General features: G+C 62.7%; 11 protein-coding genes and 1 pseudogene. 11 read left to right on the forward strand and 1 reads right to left on the reverse strand.

Annotation, left to right across the window (positions count from 1 at the left end; all coding sequences use genetic code 11):
* Window positions 1-124 precede the first annotated feature (124 nt).
* From ACZ9C1_RS03800 to ACZ9C1_RS03850, 11 genes and pseudogenes are all read left to right on the forward strand, one after another.
* Window positions 125-895: a ribonuclease T2 family protein gene (locus tag ACZ9C1_RS03800; RefSeq protein ID WP_476253612.1), complete on the forward strand. Its 771-nt coding sequence runs from the start codon at window positions 125-127 to the stop codon at window positions 893-895.
* A gap of 23 nt (window positions 896-918) precedes the next feature.
* Entirely contained in the window at window positions 919-2,607 is a 1,689-nt protein-coding gene (locus ACZ9C1_RS03805; RefSeq protein ID WP_476253613.1) for a phospholipase D-like domain-containing protein, read from the forward strand.
* Window positions 2,608-2,833: 226 nt separating this feature from the next.
* A complete protein-coding gene (locus tag ACZ9C1_RS03810) occupies window positions 2,834-3,469 on the forward strand; it encodes a lytic polysaccharide monooxygenase auxiliary activity family 9 protein (protein WP_046855967.1) in 636 nt (211 codons plus the stop codon).
* Between the two features lie 37 nt (window positions 3,470-3,506).
* Window positions 3,507-4,514, forward strand: a pseudogene (locus tag ACZ9C1_RS03815) (chitinase); the annotation flags it as partial.
* 353 nt (window positions 4,515-4,867) lie between these two features.
* On the forward strand, window positions 4,868-5,803 hold the full coding sequence (locus tag ACZ9C1_RS03820) for a DNA-3-methyladenine glycosylase family protein (RefSeq protein WP_476253614.1): 936 nt from the start codon (window positions 4,868-4,870) through the stop codon (window positions 5,801-5,803).
* Window positions 5,804-5,985: 182 nt separating this feature from the next.
* Window positions 5,986-6,495, forward strand: a complete 510-nt coding sequence (locus ACZ9C1_RS03825; protein ID WP_046855966.1) for an RNA polymerase sigma factor — start codon at window positions 5,986-5,988, stop codon at window positions 6,493-6,495.
* A 3-nt stretch (window positions 6,496-6,498) separates the two neighbouring features.
* Window positions 6,499-7,332, forward strand: a complete 834-nt coding sequence (locus tag ACZ9C1_RS03830) for a FecR family protein (protein WP_111532277.1) — start codon at window positions 6,499-6,501, stop codon at window positions 7,330-7,332.
* Between the two features lie 89 nt (window positions 7,333-7,421).
* On the forward strand, window positions 7,422-9,845 hold the full coding sequence (locus ACZ9C1_RS03835; protein ID WP_277503629.1) for a TonB-dependent siderophore receptor: 2,424 nt from the start codon (window positions 7,422-7,424) through the stop codon (window positions 9,843-9,845).
* Window positions 9,846-10,270: 425 nt separating this feature from the next.
* Window positions 10,271-10,774 carry a sigma-70 family RNA polymerase sigma factor gene (locus tag ACZ9C1_RS03840; RefSeq protein WP_277503630.1) on the forward strand — a complete coding sequence of 168 codons (504 nt, stop codon included), beginning with the start codon at window positions 10,271-10,273 and terminating at the stop codon, window positions 10,772-10,774.
* Window positions 10,771-11,739, forward strand: coding sequence for a FecR domain-containing protein (locus tag ACZ9C1_RS03845; RefSeq protein WP_476253615.1), 969 nt, complete (start codon window positions 10,771-10,773; stop codon window positions 11,737-11,739). Before ACZ9C1_RS03840 ends, ACZ9C1_RS03845 begins: the two co-directional genes overlap by 4 nt.
* A 105-nt stretch (window positions 11,740-11,844) precedes the next feature.
* Window positions 11,845-14,328 (forward strand): TonB-dependent siderophore receptor, encoded by a 2,484-nt coding sequence (locus ACZ9C1_RS03850; RefSeq protein ID WP_476253616.1) that lies wholly within the window; start codon window positions 11,845-11,847, stop codon window positions 14,326-14,328.
* A 237-nt stretch (window positions 14,329-14,565) separates the two neighbouring features.
* On the opposite strand, the gene ACZ9C1_RS03855 is transcribed toward ACZ9C1_RS03850, so the two are convergent.
* Window positions 14,566-15,582, reverse strand: a complete 1,017-nt coding sequence (locus tag ACZ9C1_RS03855) for a PNPOx family protein (RefSeq protein ID WP_277503635.1) — start codon at window positions 15,580-15,582, stop codon at window positions 14,566-14,568.
* Window positions 15,583-15,712 lie beyond the last annotated feature (130 nt).

Genomic DNA, 15,712 nt, shown 5'->3' on the forward strand with positions numbered 1-15,712 from the left:
CCGCAGGGGTGAACGATACAGCAAACCGCCACTGACGAATCGTCATATTCGCGCTACACCATCACATGACGGGTTAAACCGAGCGACAGGCACGGAGCCTGTCGCACCCGACAAGGAGGTCATCATGCAATGGACACCACGATCTGCAACCTGCCTGAAAGCGCTGCTCTTTGGCTGCCTGGCAGCCGCCGCTTGGCCCGCCTTCGCCGAGCAAGTCTGCGTGTTGCCCGACAATGTCGAGCCTGCGCCGGCCCGCCCGGTGGACTACGTCAACAAGGACCTGCCCACCGATTACCTGGCCTTGGTGCTGTCCTGGTCGCCGGAGCATTGTGAAGCCCAGCGCAACAAGCCCAAGGCGCAACGCGAAAAGCATGCCTTCCAGTGCTTCTCGGGGAATCGTTTCGAATGGGTGGTGCACGGCCTGTGGCCGCAGAATGGTTATGCCAAGTCCAACCAGGACCATCCGCGCAACTGCCAGACAGTCGGTTCGCTACCGGCACCCTTGGTCAGGCAGCACCTGTGCATGATGCCCGGGCCGGACCTGATGCAGAACGAATGGCAGGCCCACGGTACCTGCGGCTGGTCATCGCCGGAGCGCTACTTTGCCGATATCCAGCGGGTCTACGACTCGCTGCAGCGGCCCTCCCTGCAGGAAATGCTCGGCAGCGAAGCGGGTCCCAACCAATTGCTGGACGCCAAGGTGAGCGACATCAAGCAGGCGTTCCTGGCCCATAACCCGGCGCTGCCTGCGCAGAGCCTGCGGGTATCGGTGGGTTCGGGCAACCGCCTGAAAGAGCTCTGGGTCTGCCTGGACAAACAGCTCGGCCCAATGCCGTGCCCGGCCGGCGGGACCCCCGACAACCAGCAGATCAAGGTCCGCACACCCTACCAGTAACCTTCCTGCAAGGAGTGCCTCCCATGCGAGCATCCGCCACGGGCGACTACCTGCGCGTACGCGCCATCGCCGGCACCCATGTCGTGGTGCTGGCCTGGGACTTCGTCACGCCACCGAACCTTGCGACGCTGGTCGCCGAGCAGAACCTGCTGGGCTTTGCCGTGCAGCGCAAGCAGTTCGACGCGGCCGGCCAGGTGCGTACCCGCTATTACCTGCGTGGCTTGAAACGCTTCGCAGACAAGGACAAGGGGCTGCCCCCGGGCACGCGGGTGCCGACCAGCGAACACCCCATCCAGAGTTTCCTGTGGGCGGACTACACCGCCACTGCCGAAGGCGACTACGAGTACGCGGTGCAACCGGTGTTCGGCGAGCCGAAGAACCTGCGTGTCGATGAGGCCCTGGGTGTTGCCGTCCGTGTGCGCTGCGAAAGCACGGCGGCGCCGGGCGCGGGCGTGAGGCACGACGTGCACTTCAACCGTGGCGTGATCGGCTCCCAGGCCTATGCCCGGGAGTTCGACAACGTTGCCCCCGACCCTGACGCGCCGCAATCCAAGCCGATGAGGTGGCTTTCGCGAGGCTTGTACGAAGCCCTGCTTGCCTTCATCGAACGCGGTGCCAGGCCGGGCATGGGTTTGCGCGCGGCGTTCTATGAATTTCACTACCTGCCGGTCGCCCAGGCGCTAAGCGATGCCGCGCAAGCAGGCGACGTGCAGGTGGTCTATGATGCGGCCAGCAAATACAAGGCCGAGAACCAGGCCACCATCGCCCAGGCCGGCCTGGCCGCCCACGCTCATCCGCGTACGGTCAGCGAAGGTATCCGCCACAACAAGTTCATCGTGCTGCTCGAGCATGGCCAGCCGGTCAGTGTCTGGACCGGCTCGACCAATATCTCGGCCGGTGGGATCTTCGGCCATTCGAACGTGGGGCACGTCGTCCACGACCCCGAAATCGCCCGGCAATACCTCGATTACTGGACACGCCTGCAACGCAACCTGACGCCAGGCAAGTTGCGCACGCCCAATGCCCAGGCCAGCCCGCTGCCGGCATTGCCGTTGCAGCCGGGTACCTATCCCGTGTTCAGCCCGCGCGAAGATAACGAGGAGCCCCAGGCGCGCAAGACCTTGCAGTGGTACGCCAACCTGGCCAGCGCGGCCAGTCAATTGGTGTGCTTCACCGCTGCCTTCGAGATCGCCGCCGAATTCCAGGCGGTGTTCCAGGCACAGAACGATGTGCTGCGCTACGTGATCAAGGACGATCCGCTGAAGGCGACGGAGAACATCGGTACCGACGGTGACGTGATCTTCGCTGCCGGTAGCTACCTGAGCGAGGACAACACGCTGAGCAACGCGCTGAAGGAACGCGACAACCCGCTCAACAGCAACGATTACATCCACACCAAGTACATGCTGGTCGATCCCTTGGGCGAGCAGCCCACGGTGGTGACGGGCTCGGCGAACTTCAGCAGCGCCTCCCAGGTGAAGAACGACGAGAACATGCTGGTGATCCACGGCGACACCCGGGTGGCGGACATCTACTTCGGCGAATTCATGCGCCTGTTCGACCATCACTACGCCCGCTACCTGGCGGCCAGGTACCAGGACCGGCCCGGCAGCCAGGGCAATTATCTGAAGGAGACGGCCGGGCAGTGGCTGCCCGCGCACCTGGACCCGTCGAACTACCGCTCGAAACGCCGGCAGTACTTCATTGGCTGACAGGCTCGGGCACTGGCAGACGTCGCGCTAGCGTGTAGGTGTTTTGCTTCAGGGTGAGTAGGATAATTCAAGCGATACTGTATATTTGTCCAGCACTCATTGGTGATTACAATGCCTGAGCACACCAGGAGCAAAAATGGCTGCGTGGACAATAAATCCAGCTCCGTTAGTTTGAAGGCCTCTCCTTCGGAAAGGGAGAGTTCTCAAACCACATGGAGTTACAACGATGAACCAACCAGAAAACCAGAACCCGCTTCGCCACGGTCGTGTCACCACCCCAGCCTCGCGTGGCGCCGTCGCCATCGACCTCGGCGTGCTGAGCGGCTGGCAGGTCGATGAAATGGAAGGCGGCAAGAACTTCCCGGCCCTGGCCGCCGGTCCGTTCCCCGCGCCGTTCCAGTCGGACAACCCGAGCGTCGCACCGCCCGCCGATGGCTACATCCTCAGCGGTGGCAAGACCGACGCCCGTGACTGCGTCAACTTCACCGACGAGGAGATGGGCAAGAAGCTCAACCGCGCCTTCACCTGGCCGCTGATCAATGTCGACGCCGGGCAAGTGTTCAAGGTGACCTGGCGCTACACCGCGCCGCATACCACCCGCGGCTATCGCTGGCTGATCACCAAGGACGGCTGGGACCCGAAACAACGCATCACCCGTGCGCAATTGGAAGACAAGCCGTTCGCCGAGGACTTCTACCCGCAGGTGCCGTACTACAGCCACGCCGGCGAGCTGAAGGCCAAGGTCGATCACGAAGTGAAGCTGCCGGCCAACAAGAAGGGTCGTCACGTGATCGTGCTGATGTGGATCGTGGCCAACACCGGCAACGCCTTCTACCAGGCATTCGACGTCGACTTCCAGTAAGTCCGCGGGATCTACACACGTTCTGAAGGATTGGAACATGGCAATGATTGACTTTACCCAACTCAAGGCAGCGCAGGATGACGCTGCATCGCGGATGCCCAGCCTGGCGGGCAAGAAGATCCTCATGGGCTACTGGCACAACTGGCCGGCCGGCCCGGCGGATGGTTACCAGCGCGGGCAGTTCGCCAACATGAGCCTGGAGGAGGTGCCACGCGACTACAACGTGGTGGCGGTGGCCTTCATGAAAGGTAGCGGCATACCGACCTTCAAGCCGTACAACCTGTCCGATGCCGAGTTCCGGCGCCAGGTGGGCGTGCTCAACAGCCAGGGCAGGGCGGTGCTGATGTCCCTGGGCGGCGCCGATGCGCATATCGCCCTGAACCCGGGCCATGAACAACCGCTGGCCAATGAAATCATTCGCCTGGTGGAAACCTACGGTTTCGACGGGCTGGACATCGACCTTGAACAGAGCGCGATCGATTTCGCCGCCAACAAGACGGTCCTGCCTGCCGCGCTGAAACTGGTGAAGGATCACTACGCCGCCGAGGGCAAGCATTTCATCATCAGCATGGCACCGGAGTTCCCCTACCTGACCAGCGCGGGGCGCTACGTCGACTACCTCAAGGCACTGGAGGGGTACTACGATTTCATCGCCCCGCAGTTCTACAACCAGGGGGGCGACGGGCTCTGGGTGCAGGAGGCCAACAATGGCAACGGCGCCTGGATCGCGCAGAACAACGATGCCATGAAGGAGGACTTCCTGTTCTACCTGACCGAGAGCCTGGTCAGTGGCACCCGCGGCTTCACCCGGATCCCGGCCGACAAGTTCGTCATCGGCCTGCCGGCCAACGTCGATGCCGCCGCCACCGGCTATGTGATCAACCCGACGGCGGTGACCAACGCGTTCAAGCGCCTTTACGCCAAGGGCGTGTCGATCAAGGGCCTGATGACCTGGTCGGTCAACTGGGACAGCGGGGTCAACAAGAACCACGTGCCCTACAACCAGGAGTTCAGCCGGCGCTACGGGCCGCTGATCAACAGTGGCAACAAGGCCACAGCGTCCACCGACGCCTGATCGAGCCAGCATCCGGCAGACGTGCCTGATGCCCGACAGTCGAGGCCTGTCGGCTTGATCACCGCATGAAGATCCGATGCCGCAAGGCATCGGATTTTTTGTGCCTGGTCGCTAGTGTGGTGTTTCACAAATAACGACCATAACTCGCGGCGCTTTTTGCGCTCATGCAGCGTTGTCGCTCCTCGCCGTAGCTGGGCTACGACTCGTCGCGACGCCTTGCCTGAGCGCAAAAATCGCTCGCGATTTATTGGTCGTATTTGCAAAACACCACACTAGGGCGCCGGTACGAAAATGGCGAGTCACCGCTATGCACAGGGGCTACCATGTCACCCATGGCCAATATCAACGACACCACCGAAAACGACGCCTGCGACCTGGCACTGAAAGCGCACGATGCGCGCTTGGACGGCTGTTTTTTCCTGGGCTGGCGTCCCCCCTATGACACTGCGGCAATGCTCGGCTTTCTGCGCCTGCGGGCGATACCCGGCCTGGAGCGTGTGGAGGAGGGGACATACACCCGTACGCTGCGCCTCATGCAGGACAGTCAGGAACATTGCGGCTGGTTGAGCGTGGCCTTTGACGAGGTGCGCGCCCAGGCGCGGGTCACGATCAGCGATTCCCTGGCGGGCGTCCTGCCCACGGTGATCAACCGCGTGCGCGCCGCGTTCGACCTGGATGCCGACCCGCTCGCCATCGACGCCGTGCTGCACAGTGCGTTCCCCTCGGGTGCGGGCCTGCGCGTTCCGGGAACGGTGGATGGTTTCGAGCTGGCCGTGCGTGCCGTGCTGGGCCAGCAGATCACCGTGGCCGCTGCGCGCACATTGGGCGCACGCCTGGTCGCGGCCTTCGGACAACCCATCACAACAGCGCTGGCTGGCACGGACCGTCTGTTCCCCACACCCGCCGCGTTGATTGCGGCCAGCGGTGATGAACTGGGCCGGCTGGGCATCACGCGCCAACGCCAGGCGGCGCTCAAGGCGCTGGCCGAAGCGGTGCTGGAGGGCGGCCTGATCCTGAGCCCAGGGGTGGACGTCGCGGCCACCTGTGCCCGCTTGCGCGCACTGCCGGGGATCGGCGACTGGACCGCGCAATACATCGCCTTGCGTGCGTTGCGCTGGCCCGATGCCTTCCCGGCGGGCGATGTGGCGCTGCAAAAAGCCCTGGGGGTGAGCAGCGCACAGGCGGCAACGCAAGCCGCGCAGGGCTGGCGACCCTGGCGCGGTTATGCAGTGCTGCGCGCCTGGCAAAGCCTGCACTGACAGGCCAGTCACTAACTTGCAGATGCATGGGTGGACGCACACTCGGGCTTTTCTCTTGAGTATCGGGGGGATTCGAAGCGCTGGGCGCCGAACATAGGTGACGTGCCTGTCATGGCAGGTCAAGTTGCCCGACCTGAAAAGCGCATGATATAAATGAGATTCACTATCAATTGGTTGCCATCATGGCGTCGACCGACAACGATCTCCTGCGAGCCCTGGCCTTGCACTACGACGATTTGGTCGAGCACATTCGCCGACGTTTTTCCAACCAGCATTTTGCCCGCGACGTGGTCCATGATGTCTGCGTGCAGATCCTGGAAAAGCCGCCGCTCAACGCCATCAGCGTGCCCATGGCCTTTTTGCGGCGTGCCACGCTCAACCGCGCAATCGACCGGCGCCGTTCGGAAAGCACCCGCACGCTGTACGCGCAGAGCCAGATCGCCGTGGTCGAGCAGCACTGCGACCCGCTGGATGGTGCGATGGCGCTCGAATTCGAACAGCGCCTGCGTGCCTTGCTGGCGGTGATCGACGCATTGCCGGCGCGCCAGCGCCAGGTGTTCCTGCTCCACCGTATCCACGGCATGCCACAAAAGGACATCGCGCAGGAGCTGGAGATTTCCGTGAACATGGTTGCCCAGCATTTCATGCGGGCCATGCGCACCCTCGCACAACGCTGGCAGCCGGAGGCCTGATCGATGCAACGCCGTAGCGCGCCCGGCGCGCGCGATGCCCTCGAGCCTTACGCTGAATCCTTGCGTGCGCTGGTGCCCAGCCGTGAGGCGCTTTTGCAGGAAGCCAAGGCGCAGAGCGCACGCAACGCTAATCGTCGGCGCAAGGCCGCCGGCACGGCCCTGCTGCTGGCCCTGGCCGGTTGGGCCTGGCTGGCCGACCCGGCGCTGGGCTACCGCCAGGTCGAGGTGGCCAGCAGCGGTCGCGAAACGTTGCACCTGGACGACGGCAGCGTGGTCGAACTGGACGCCGGCAGCGTGCTGCGCATCGAGTATCGCCTGCGCAGTCGGCAGTTCGAGCTGCTCGATGGCGAAGGCTTGTTCAGCGTGGCTCATCAAGCCAAGCCTTTCATTGTGCGTAGCCAGGGCGTGGCTGTGCGCGATATCGGCACGGTGTTCGATGTACGCAGCGACCTGGACGGCGTGCGGGTGGCTGTCCTGGAGGGCGAGGTGGAAGTGGACAACGGTATGGCGCGTCAACGGCTGACGGCCAACCAGCAACTGCTTGCCAACCCTCAGCGCCTGGGGCCGGTGCACGCCAGCAAGCCCGGCGAACGAGATGCCTGGCGGCATGACCTGTTCCATTTCGACGGCACCCCGCTCGAGTCGGTCCTGGCGCAACTGCGCCGCCACCGTGACGCGCCGATTCGGCTGCAGGGCGCGACCGCCAGGCAACACCGGCTCAGCGGAGAGTTCCCCACCGGCAATGTCGAACAGTTGCTCGACAGCCTGCCCCAACTGGCGCCGGTAACGGTCAGTCGCGACAAGAGCGGTGCTGTGCAGGTGGATGTGCAGCGCTGAAAAATTTTTTCAGCGCTGCATCAATGTGCGGGTCAGCACAAACGCCAATCCCTATGAAACGCATTCTCACTTGCTCTGATGGGGATTCCATGACGCTCTTTAACCACCCGCTGCGTCAGGCCATGGGCCTGGCGACATTCGGATTTCTGCTTGCCGGGCCTGTGCAGGCCGAACAGACGCACTACCGCATCGACCTGCCGGCCCAACCGCTGGATCAGTCGATCAACGCCCTTGCCCGCCAGACCGGTAGCCGCATTCTATTCAACACTGACGCCGCGCACGCGGTACAAGCGCCGGCATTGCACCAGCAACTGAGCGTCGAACAGGCGCTGCGCCATTTGCTCGCCGGCAGCCACCTGAGCCTCACCCAGGCAGCCGATGGCCAGTATCTGATCGCGCTGCCCAGCGAACCCAGCAACGGTGCGCTGGAACTGGACGCGTCCAGCGTCATCGGCCGCCAGCCGGTCACCACCACCGAGGGCAGCCATTCCTACACCTCCGGCGCGGTCACCCTGGGCAAGGGCGTACAGACCCTCAAGGACATCCCGCAGTCGGTCACGGTGATGACCCGCCAGCAGATGGACGACCAGAACACCCAGACCATCAGCGACCTGGTCAACCGCACGCCCGGCCTCACCGCCAGCCGTTCGCCGGGGTCGGGGCTGTTCATCTATTCGCGCGGTTTCAGCATCGACACGCTGCAGTACGATGGCGTGCCGATCCCGCGCAATACCTACTCGCTCGGCAGCTACCTCACCGAAGACCTGAGCTTCTATGACCGTGTCGAAGTGCTGCGTGGCCCGGCCGCGCTGCTGCAAGGCGGTGACAGCCCGGGCGGGGCGATGAACCTGGTACGCAAGCGCGGGCAGGACAAGGCGGTGGTCAGCCTGACCGGCAAGGCCGGTTCCTGGGACCGCTATGGCCTGCAACTGGACGCTGGCGGCCCGTTGAATGCCGAGGGCACCCTGCGGGCCCGCACGGTGGTCAGCCAGAACGACAACGGCTCGTTCATCGACTACGTGCGTGGCTGGAACCAGACCGTCTACGCTGCCGTGGACTATGACTTCACCCCGGACTTCACGATGGGCCTTGGCGTTGCCAACCAGAAGGGCCACGCCCGCCCGGCCATGCTCGGCCTGCCGCGCTATGCCGACGGCGGCAACCCCGACTGGTCGCGCTCGACCTATGTCGGCGCGGACTGGAACCGTGCCAACAACGACCAGACCAGCGTGTTCCTCGACGCCAGCTACCGGCTCAACGACGACTGGCGGCTGAAGGCTGCCGGCGTGTACATGAGCGAACACAACGGCGCGACCTACCAGGCGTTGTGGGATGCCCTCCCGGCCAACGGCTCCACCAGCAACACCTACATCGACTGGAGCACCGATTTCACCACCCACAGCAAGGGCCTGGACCTGTACCTGGACGGCCAGTTCACCGGTTTCGGTTTCGAGCAGACCTTCTTGCTCGGCGCCAACTACTCACGCATCAATACCGACGACCGCTGGGCCAGGGCTCCCACATTAGGCGCAGACTCCAGTAACGTCGACCATCACCGGCCGATGCCAGACATCTACGGCCTGGCAAGCCGGGGCCGTGGCGAGTTGACCGAGTACCAGGTCACCCAGAAAGGCTTGTATTCGCGCTGGTCGATCAACCTGACCGAGCCGCTGAAGCTGATCGTCGGTGCCCGCACCAGCTGGTACGACTACAGCTACGCCTCGCAGTCCTTCGCCCGCACCGGCTACAGCGAGTCGACAACCAGCAGCAACGGCAAGGTTTCGCCCTATGCGGGCCTGGTGTATGCGCTGAACAAACAGTGGTCGGTCTACACCAGCTACACCGACGTCTTCCAGCCGCAGAGTGCACGCACCAGCAGCGGTTCGGTGGTCGAGCCGATCATCGGCAGCAACTACGAACTGGGGCTCAAGGGCGAGTTGTTCGACGGGGCGCTGAACACCTCGGTTGCGCTGTTCCGCTACGACCAGGAGCACCACGCGGTGCTCGACCGCAGCGGGCCGATGGACTGCAATGGCTGGTACTGCTCGAAGGCCTCAGGCAAGGTGCGCAGCCAGGGCCTGGAGGCGCAGGTCAGCGGTGAAGTCCTCAGTGGCCTGCAAGTGATGGCCGGCTACGTCTACAACACCACGCGCTACCTGGAAGACGCCACCTACAAGGACAAGGTCTACAGCACCTGGACGCCCAAGCATCAGTTTAAGCTGTGGGCCGACTACACCTTGCCCGGTAACTGGAGCCGTACCTCGGTGGGGCTGGGCACCACGGCAGTCACCGGCACCACCTCCTACGACCACGTCTTCGACCTGCCCGGTTATGCCATCTGGGATGCTCGGGTCGCGTACAAGGTCAGCGACGAGGTGACCCTGGCGGCGAACCTCAACAACCTGCTGGACAAGAAGTACTACCAGCCGGCCTACAACACCATCGACTACAACAACTACTACGGCGACCCGCGCAACGTCATGTTCAGTGTGAAATACACGCCTGAACTCTAGTTTGGCTGTAGTGCGCGAGGGTCTGCTGTGATTGCCACAGGGCTCATGGCGCGAGCGAATGTTGGTCGTGGACAACACAAAGGCTTGGATCAATGTCTGCTCTGGGTCGATAGCGGTCATCCAGGATCGGCAGCTATCGACCCATAGCTGCCCTTCGCAGGAGAACTGACAACCAGATAATCCCAATACCTGACACTGAATTTAACTCCTCTCGGACCTCAAGCGTACCCCGACATCCAACGCAAGCTTCGAGCCCATTGGGGGCGGTTTCCACTTCTTTATGCTGGCCCAGCCTGAACGCTTTGCAGGTGCTGATGGAGCTTTTCTCAACAGCTGAGCCTCCACGACGGAATCAGCGGTGGTGTCTGATCTGTTCAGTAGGTAATAATGCGAACAATTAGCATTAATACCCATGGGCAACCGTGATGACCACTCCACACCCCATCGAACACCTCTACGTCGAGCACCACGGTTGGTTGCAAGGCTGGCTACGCCAGCGCTTGAACAATTCTGCAGATGCGGCAGACCTGGCCCATGACACGTTCATCCGCTTGCTACAGCGGCGCCAAGCCCAACCGCTGCTGGAGCCGCGAGCCTATCTACGCACCATCGCCCGCGGGTTGGTGATCGACATGTGGCGCCGTCGTGATGTCGAGAATGCCTGGCTGGAGGTGGTGGCACAGTTACCCGGGGCCGAGGCGCCATCGCCTGAAATCACGGCCCTGGCCATCGAGGCGCTGGAGGCCATCGACCAGATGCTGGATGCAATGCCCTCGCGGATGCGCAGCATTTTCCTGCTTGCGCAGATTGATGGCCTGCCATGCCCCCATATCGCCGAACACATGGGCGTGTCTCTGTCGACGGTCGAACGTGATCTGGCTAAGGCGCTTCGTCATTGCTATCAGTTGATGTTCGAGTCTGCGCCATGATAGACACCGGATTGGCTGCCCTGCCCAGCGAAACCGTCGACCAGGCCATCGAGTGGTCGATCCGCATGGTCCATAACCGCCCCGACACGGCAACCCAGCTGGCGTTCGACCGTTGGCTGGCCAGCGACGAATCCCATCGCCTGGCCTGGTCGCGCTTGCAGAGTCTTGGCGGTCGCTTTGCCGGCATGCCAGCGGGCATGGCTCGGCAGGCGCTTGACAGGCTTCCCGAGGCCCGGCTGCAGCGCCGTCAGATGATGCGCTTGCTGGCGCTGTTCGCCGCCGTCGGAACCACCGCTTGGAACACCCGCGATACGCTGTCCTGGCAACGCTTGATGGCTGACTACAGCACCGGCCTTGGCGAGCACCGGCAGTGGACGCTGGATGACGGCAGCCTGCTCGAGCTCAATACGGACAGTGCGGTGCGCCTGCGCTTCGACGAGGACGAACGCGTCATCGAACTCTTGCGCGGCGAGTTGTACCTGGCCAGCGGTACCGACCCCGACAACCCACTCCACCGGCCGCTGCGCGTCACCAGTACCTTCGGCCTGTTCGAAGCCGTGGGCACCTGCTTCAGTGTGCGCGAGGACAGCGACGGCTGTCGCCTCGGCGTCACAGAAGGCGCGGTGCGGATGCAGCCACGTGCAGGGGAGGGTGACATCGCCCAGGCGGGTGAAACCTGGCAACTCACCCGCGACAGCGTGTGGCGCCTATCGGGTAGTGCGCAGGATGCCCAGGCTTGGCGTGATGGCCTGTTGATTGCCCGGGCAATGCCACTGAGCGAACTGCTCGGCGAGCTGGGCCGCTACCGCCCCGGCTATCTGGGCTGCGACCCGGAGATTGCCCGGCGCAGCATCAGTGGCAACTTCAACCTCGACGACACGGATGCGACCCTGCGATTCATCGCCCAGGCGCACGGCCTTCGCCTCCATGGCATGACCCGCTATTGGGTGCGCCTGACCGCTTGAGCCATCAATCAACAAGGAGTTGAAAAAAGTTCTCGGCGCGTGAAGGGTTTTTTCATTTCACCCGGCATACAAGGCAGAACAACTCAATTGCCAACGAGAACTCACGTGTCCCGACAGTCTTCCCTTCGCATTGCCGTTCGCCACGCCGTGCTATGTGCCAGCCTCGGGCTGGGTGCCTTGCCGCCGCTGGTTCTGGCCGCTCCCTCCGCCGACCACAACGCCACCTATGACCTGGCAATCCCTGCCGGTACGCTGGACGCCGTGCTCACTGAACTGAGTCGCGCCACCGGGCTCAACATTGCCTTCGCGTCCGCCGACCTGTCGGGCAAGCACAGTGCGGGCCTGCAGGGCAGCTTCAATCGCGACCAGGCCTTGCAGCGCGTACTAGCGGGTAGCGGGTTGCAGGCGGTGAGCCAGGACGCGAACGGCTATCGCCTAGTACCTATAGAGCCGGTTTTTCAAGGTACTGTGGCGCTGGACCCGACCAGCGTTGTCGGTGTCGGCCTGGGCGCGAACACCGAGGGCACTGGTTCCTACACCATCGGCACCGCCAACATCGGCGGTAAGACCCAGAAAACCCTGCGCGAAACGCCGCAGTCGGTGTCGGTGATGACCCAGCAGCGCATGCAGGACCAGAACCTCACCAGCCTGACCCAGGTGCTCGACCAGACCACCGGCATCACCGTGGTCGGTGGCAATGACTCGAAGAACGAAATCTATTCCCGCGGCTTCGTCATTCGCAGCATCCAGGTAGACAGCGGCGCGCCGATGCTGCGCAACGAAGCCTACGACACGCTGCCGGACATGACGGCGTTCGACCATGTCGAAGTGCTGCGCGGCTCCGACGGCCTGTTCGGTGGTACCGGCGACCCGGGGGGCAGCATCAACTTGGTACGCAAGCGCGCGCTGCCGTACAACCAGGTGAAAGTCAGCCAGTCTGCCGGTAGCTGGGACAACTACCGCAGCGAGGTCGACCTCACCGGCCCACTGGCCTTCAACGGCGCCCTTCGGGGCCGAGTGGCCGTGTCGTTCGAGGACAAGCAGTATTTCTACGACAATGCCGACAGCGAAAAACACGTCGTTTTCGGCACCCTGGAAGCGGACCTGACGCCCGATACACTGCTGACGATGGGTAGCACCTACGAGTGGCGTGACATGGACGGCTACTGGGACCGGGGGCTGGTGCGCTACAAGGATGGCACACCGCTGGGCACCTCGCGCAGCACGTCGCTGGCGGCCGACTGGTCGTCGAACAACTACAAGCGCACCGAGTACTTCGCCAAGGTCGAGCACGCGCTGAATGAGAACTGGAAGATCAACAGCAGCTACACCAAGACCAAGTTCGATTCGACTCAGGACATTGGCGAGGTGAAGTCCTCGATCACCCAGGGCGTAGCCGATGGAGGCACGTTCTCGCGCTTCATCCGTGGCTACACCAACGAACAGGACCTGTTCGATATCAACCTGGCCGGGCAGTTCGAAGCCTTCGGCCTGCAACACGAGTGGTTGGTAGGTGGTGATTATTCCGAGGTGAAACGTACCTACTCTGATCACTCCGATCTACGGGCAGTCAGCGATATCAACGTGCCTTTCGACCCCCTCGCGGATGATGCCGGCTCGATGCCCAAGCCCGCCAAGCCCGGGATCTACTACTACAACCCGGACTGGAATCAGCGTAAATCCGGGGTTTACACTACCTTCAAGGCACAACTGGCCGAACCGCTGCACCTGACCCTCGGCGCGCGCTATTCCGACTACCGGGATTACGTGCGTACCGTCGTGCCGAGCTTCAACATGGATACCCCGGTCAAGGAAAGCAACCGCGGCGTCATCACACCGTTCGGCTCGCTCGTGCTGGATGTGAGCGAGCACTGGTCGCTCTATACCAGCTACGCCGAGATCTATCAGCCCCAGACCGCCTACAAGAGCCTCAGCGGTTCCCCCCTGGACCCCATCGAAGGGGAGACCTATGAGTTCGGTACCAAAGGCGAATTGTTCGACGGGCGGCTGAACCTCTCTTCGGCGCTGTACTACACCAAACGCCTGAACGAAGCGGTGAGCATGGGCAACGGCTTCTATGACGCCTCTGGTGAAGCGATCAGCAAGGGGCTGGACAGCGAGATTTCCGGTGAACTGGCCCCAGGCTGGCAGGCCATGGTCGGCTATACCTTGAACTTCAACGAACAGCGTGTCGGTAACAACACCGGCAACAACGGCAAACCCACGAGCTCGCAGACGCCAAAGCACCTGTTCAAGCTGTTCACTACCTATCAGCTGCCGGGTGAATTCGAGCGCTGGAAGGTGGGAGTAGGCGCGACCATCCAGAGCGACAGCTACAAGACCGGCACGGTCCAGCAACGTTTGCCCAACGGGGGGCTCAGCAGTGCAGAAGCGTATTCCTTCGAACAGCCTGGTTATGCGGTGTGGAATGGACTGGTCGAATACCGAATAGATTCGAACTGGACTGCGCAGGTCAATGCCAACAACCTCTTCGACAAGACCTACTACCAGACGGTGGACTCCACAGCGGGCGGCAACTGGTATGGGGCTCCGCGCAACTACATGCTGACCTTGCGCGGAACGTTCTAAGCCGCAACTGGCAGCTATGGGTCGATAGCAGCCAGTCGCGACCGGCTGTTTTCGACCCTTTGCGCTCGTTCGTGGATGACCTGAACCGGCCAATACCCGTCAGTCGAATGCTTACATGACCGGCTAGAGCAGAACCTCGCTAGAAAGCGCAGCGGATTCGGATGCTGACGGATAGCAATAAGCATCCGGCTGGGCAAGGTACAGAAGGGCACTTAAACCGTCGCCTACCCCGCCACCTCAGTAGAGATGGCGCAGGTCATGCTTGACCACCGCATCGACCACCAGGCTGGTGGCCTTGCCTAACAGGCCCGTACCGTTCATGTGCTCGGACAGCATCTTGGAAAAGGCTGGAATCTGCCTTTCGTCCAGGTGTGTTGCGCGATCCCACAAGCCCGCGGCCAGCAGTTCTGGGCAGTGCTGGAAGCGATAGCGCTCGACGTTCACGACGGTAGCGACCCGAGGTGGCTTGCCGTTGATTGCCAGTGGGGCGAGCAAGTTCGAGTCGCTGTTCAACCAGGCGCGTCCGGCCACGGATAAAACCGTGTCGGCGCCGGGCTGAAGGAAGGACAGGCGCAAGGCGCCATCGACGAGGATATTGCTCAGGCTGCAGGCAACCTTGTTGCCGGGGCGTTCCGGTACCAGCAGAGTGTGGCGATCCAGTACCTGGACGAAACCAGCCGGGTCACCTCGTGGCGACATCTCGGTGGCGTCGGTCTGGCGCTGCGTGAGCATCAGCAGGTACGGCGAGGCGGCGATAAAGGCCTGCGCTGGCTCGGACAAGGCCTGCCCTGTGTCAGCTAAAAAAGGTGTCGTGTACGCTCTGGCCCTCCAGAAATCGGCGCGTACCTTGGCTCGCGAACAGTGCAGGAACAGCGCCTCGGCGCGAAACTCCAACAGCTTTCCGGCTCGCAGAGAGCACCGGCCATTGGCGCGCAGGCTGAACCCCACGCCGGGCAGGATGAAATACAGACTGCAGGCCATTTCCTCTATCGGCTGCTGTGAGATCGCTTTGTCTGCCGGCCAGGGCAGCAGGATGTCCTGGCCCTCGGCCCGTAACACTGGATGGTGGCGCAAATCGAGGTACTCGATATCTAACCGCGGGTCGGCGAAGCCTACGGCGCAAACCGTCGCTTGGCGGATCATCAGCAGGCAGTGCCCATCCAACCTGCGCTGCAGGCGTTTGTGCATCATCGCCGGTGGTGGCGGAATCAGTGCGCGCAAGGCGCTTAACGATGCGATTCTGTGCTCGGGCATAGCAGGTCTTCCTGTGCCATGGTCGTGTCGTCGATGCTAGGCAGTCCGATGACGGCTGGCCATGGCTCTGCGGTTCAACCTGCATGGCTTTTGGTTGCAACCTGCACTTGCACGGCCGACGGCTGGCCGC

This window comes from Pseudomonas sp. TE21435 (genome assembly GCF_056279265.1).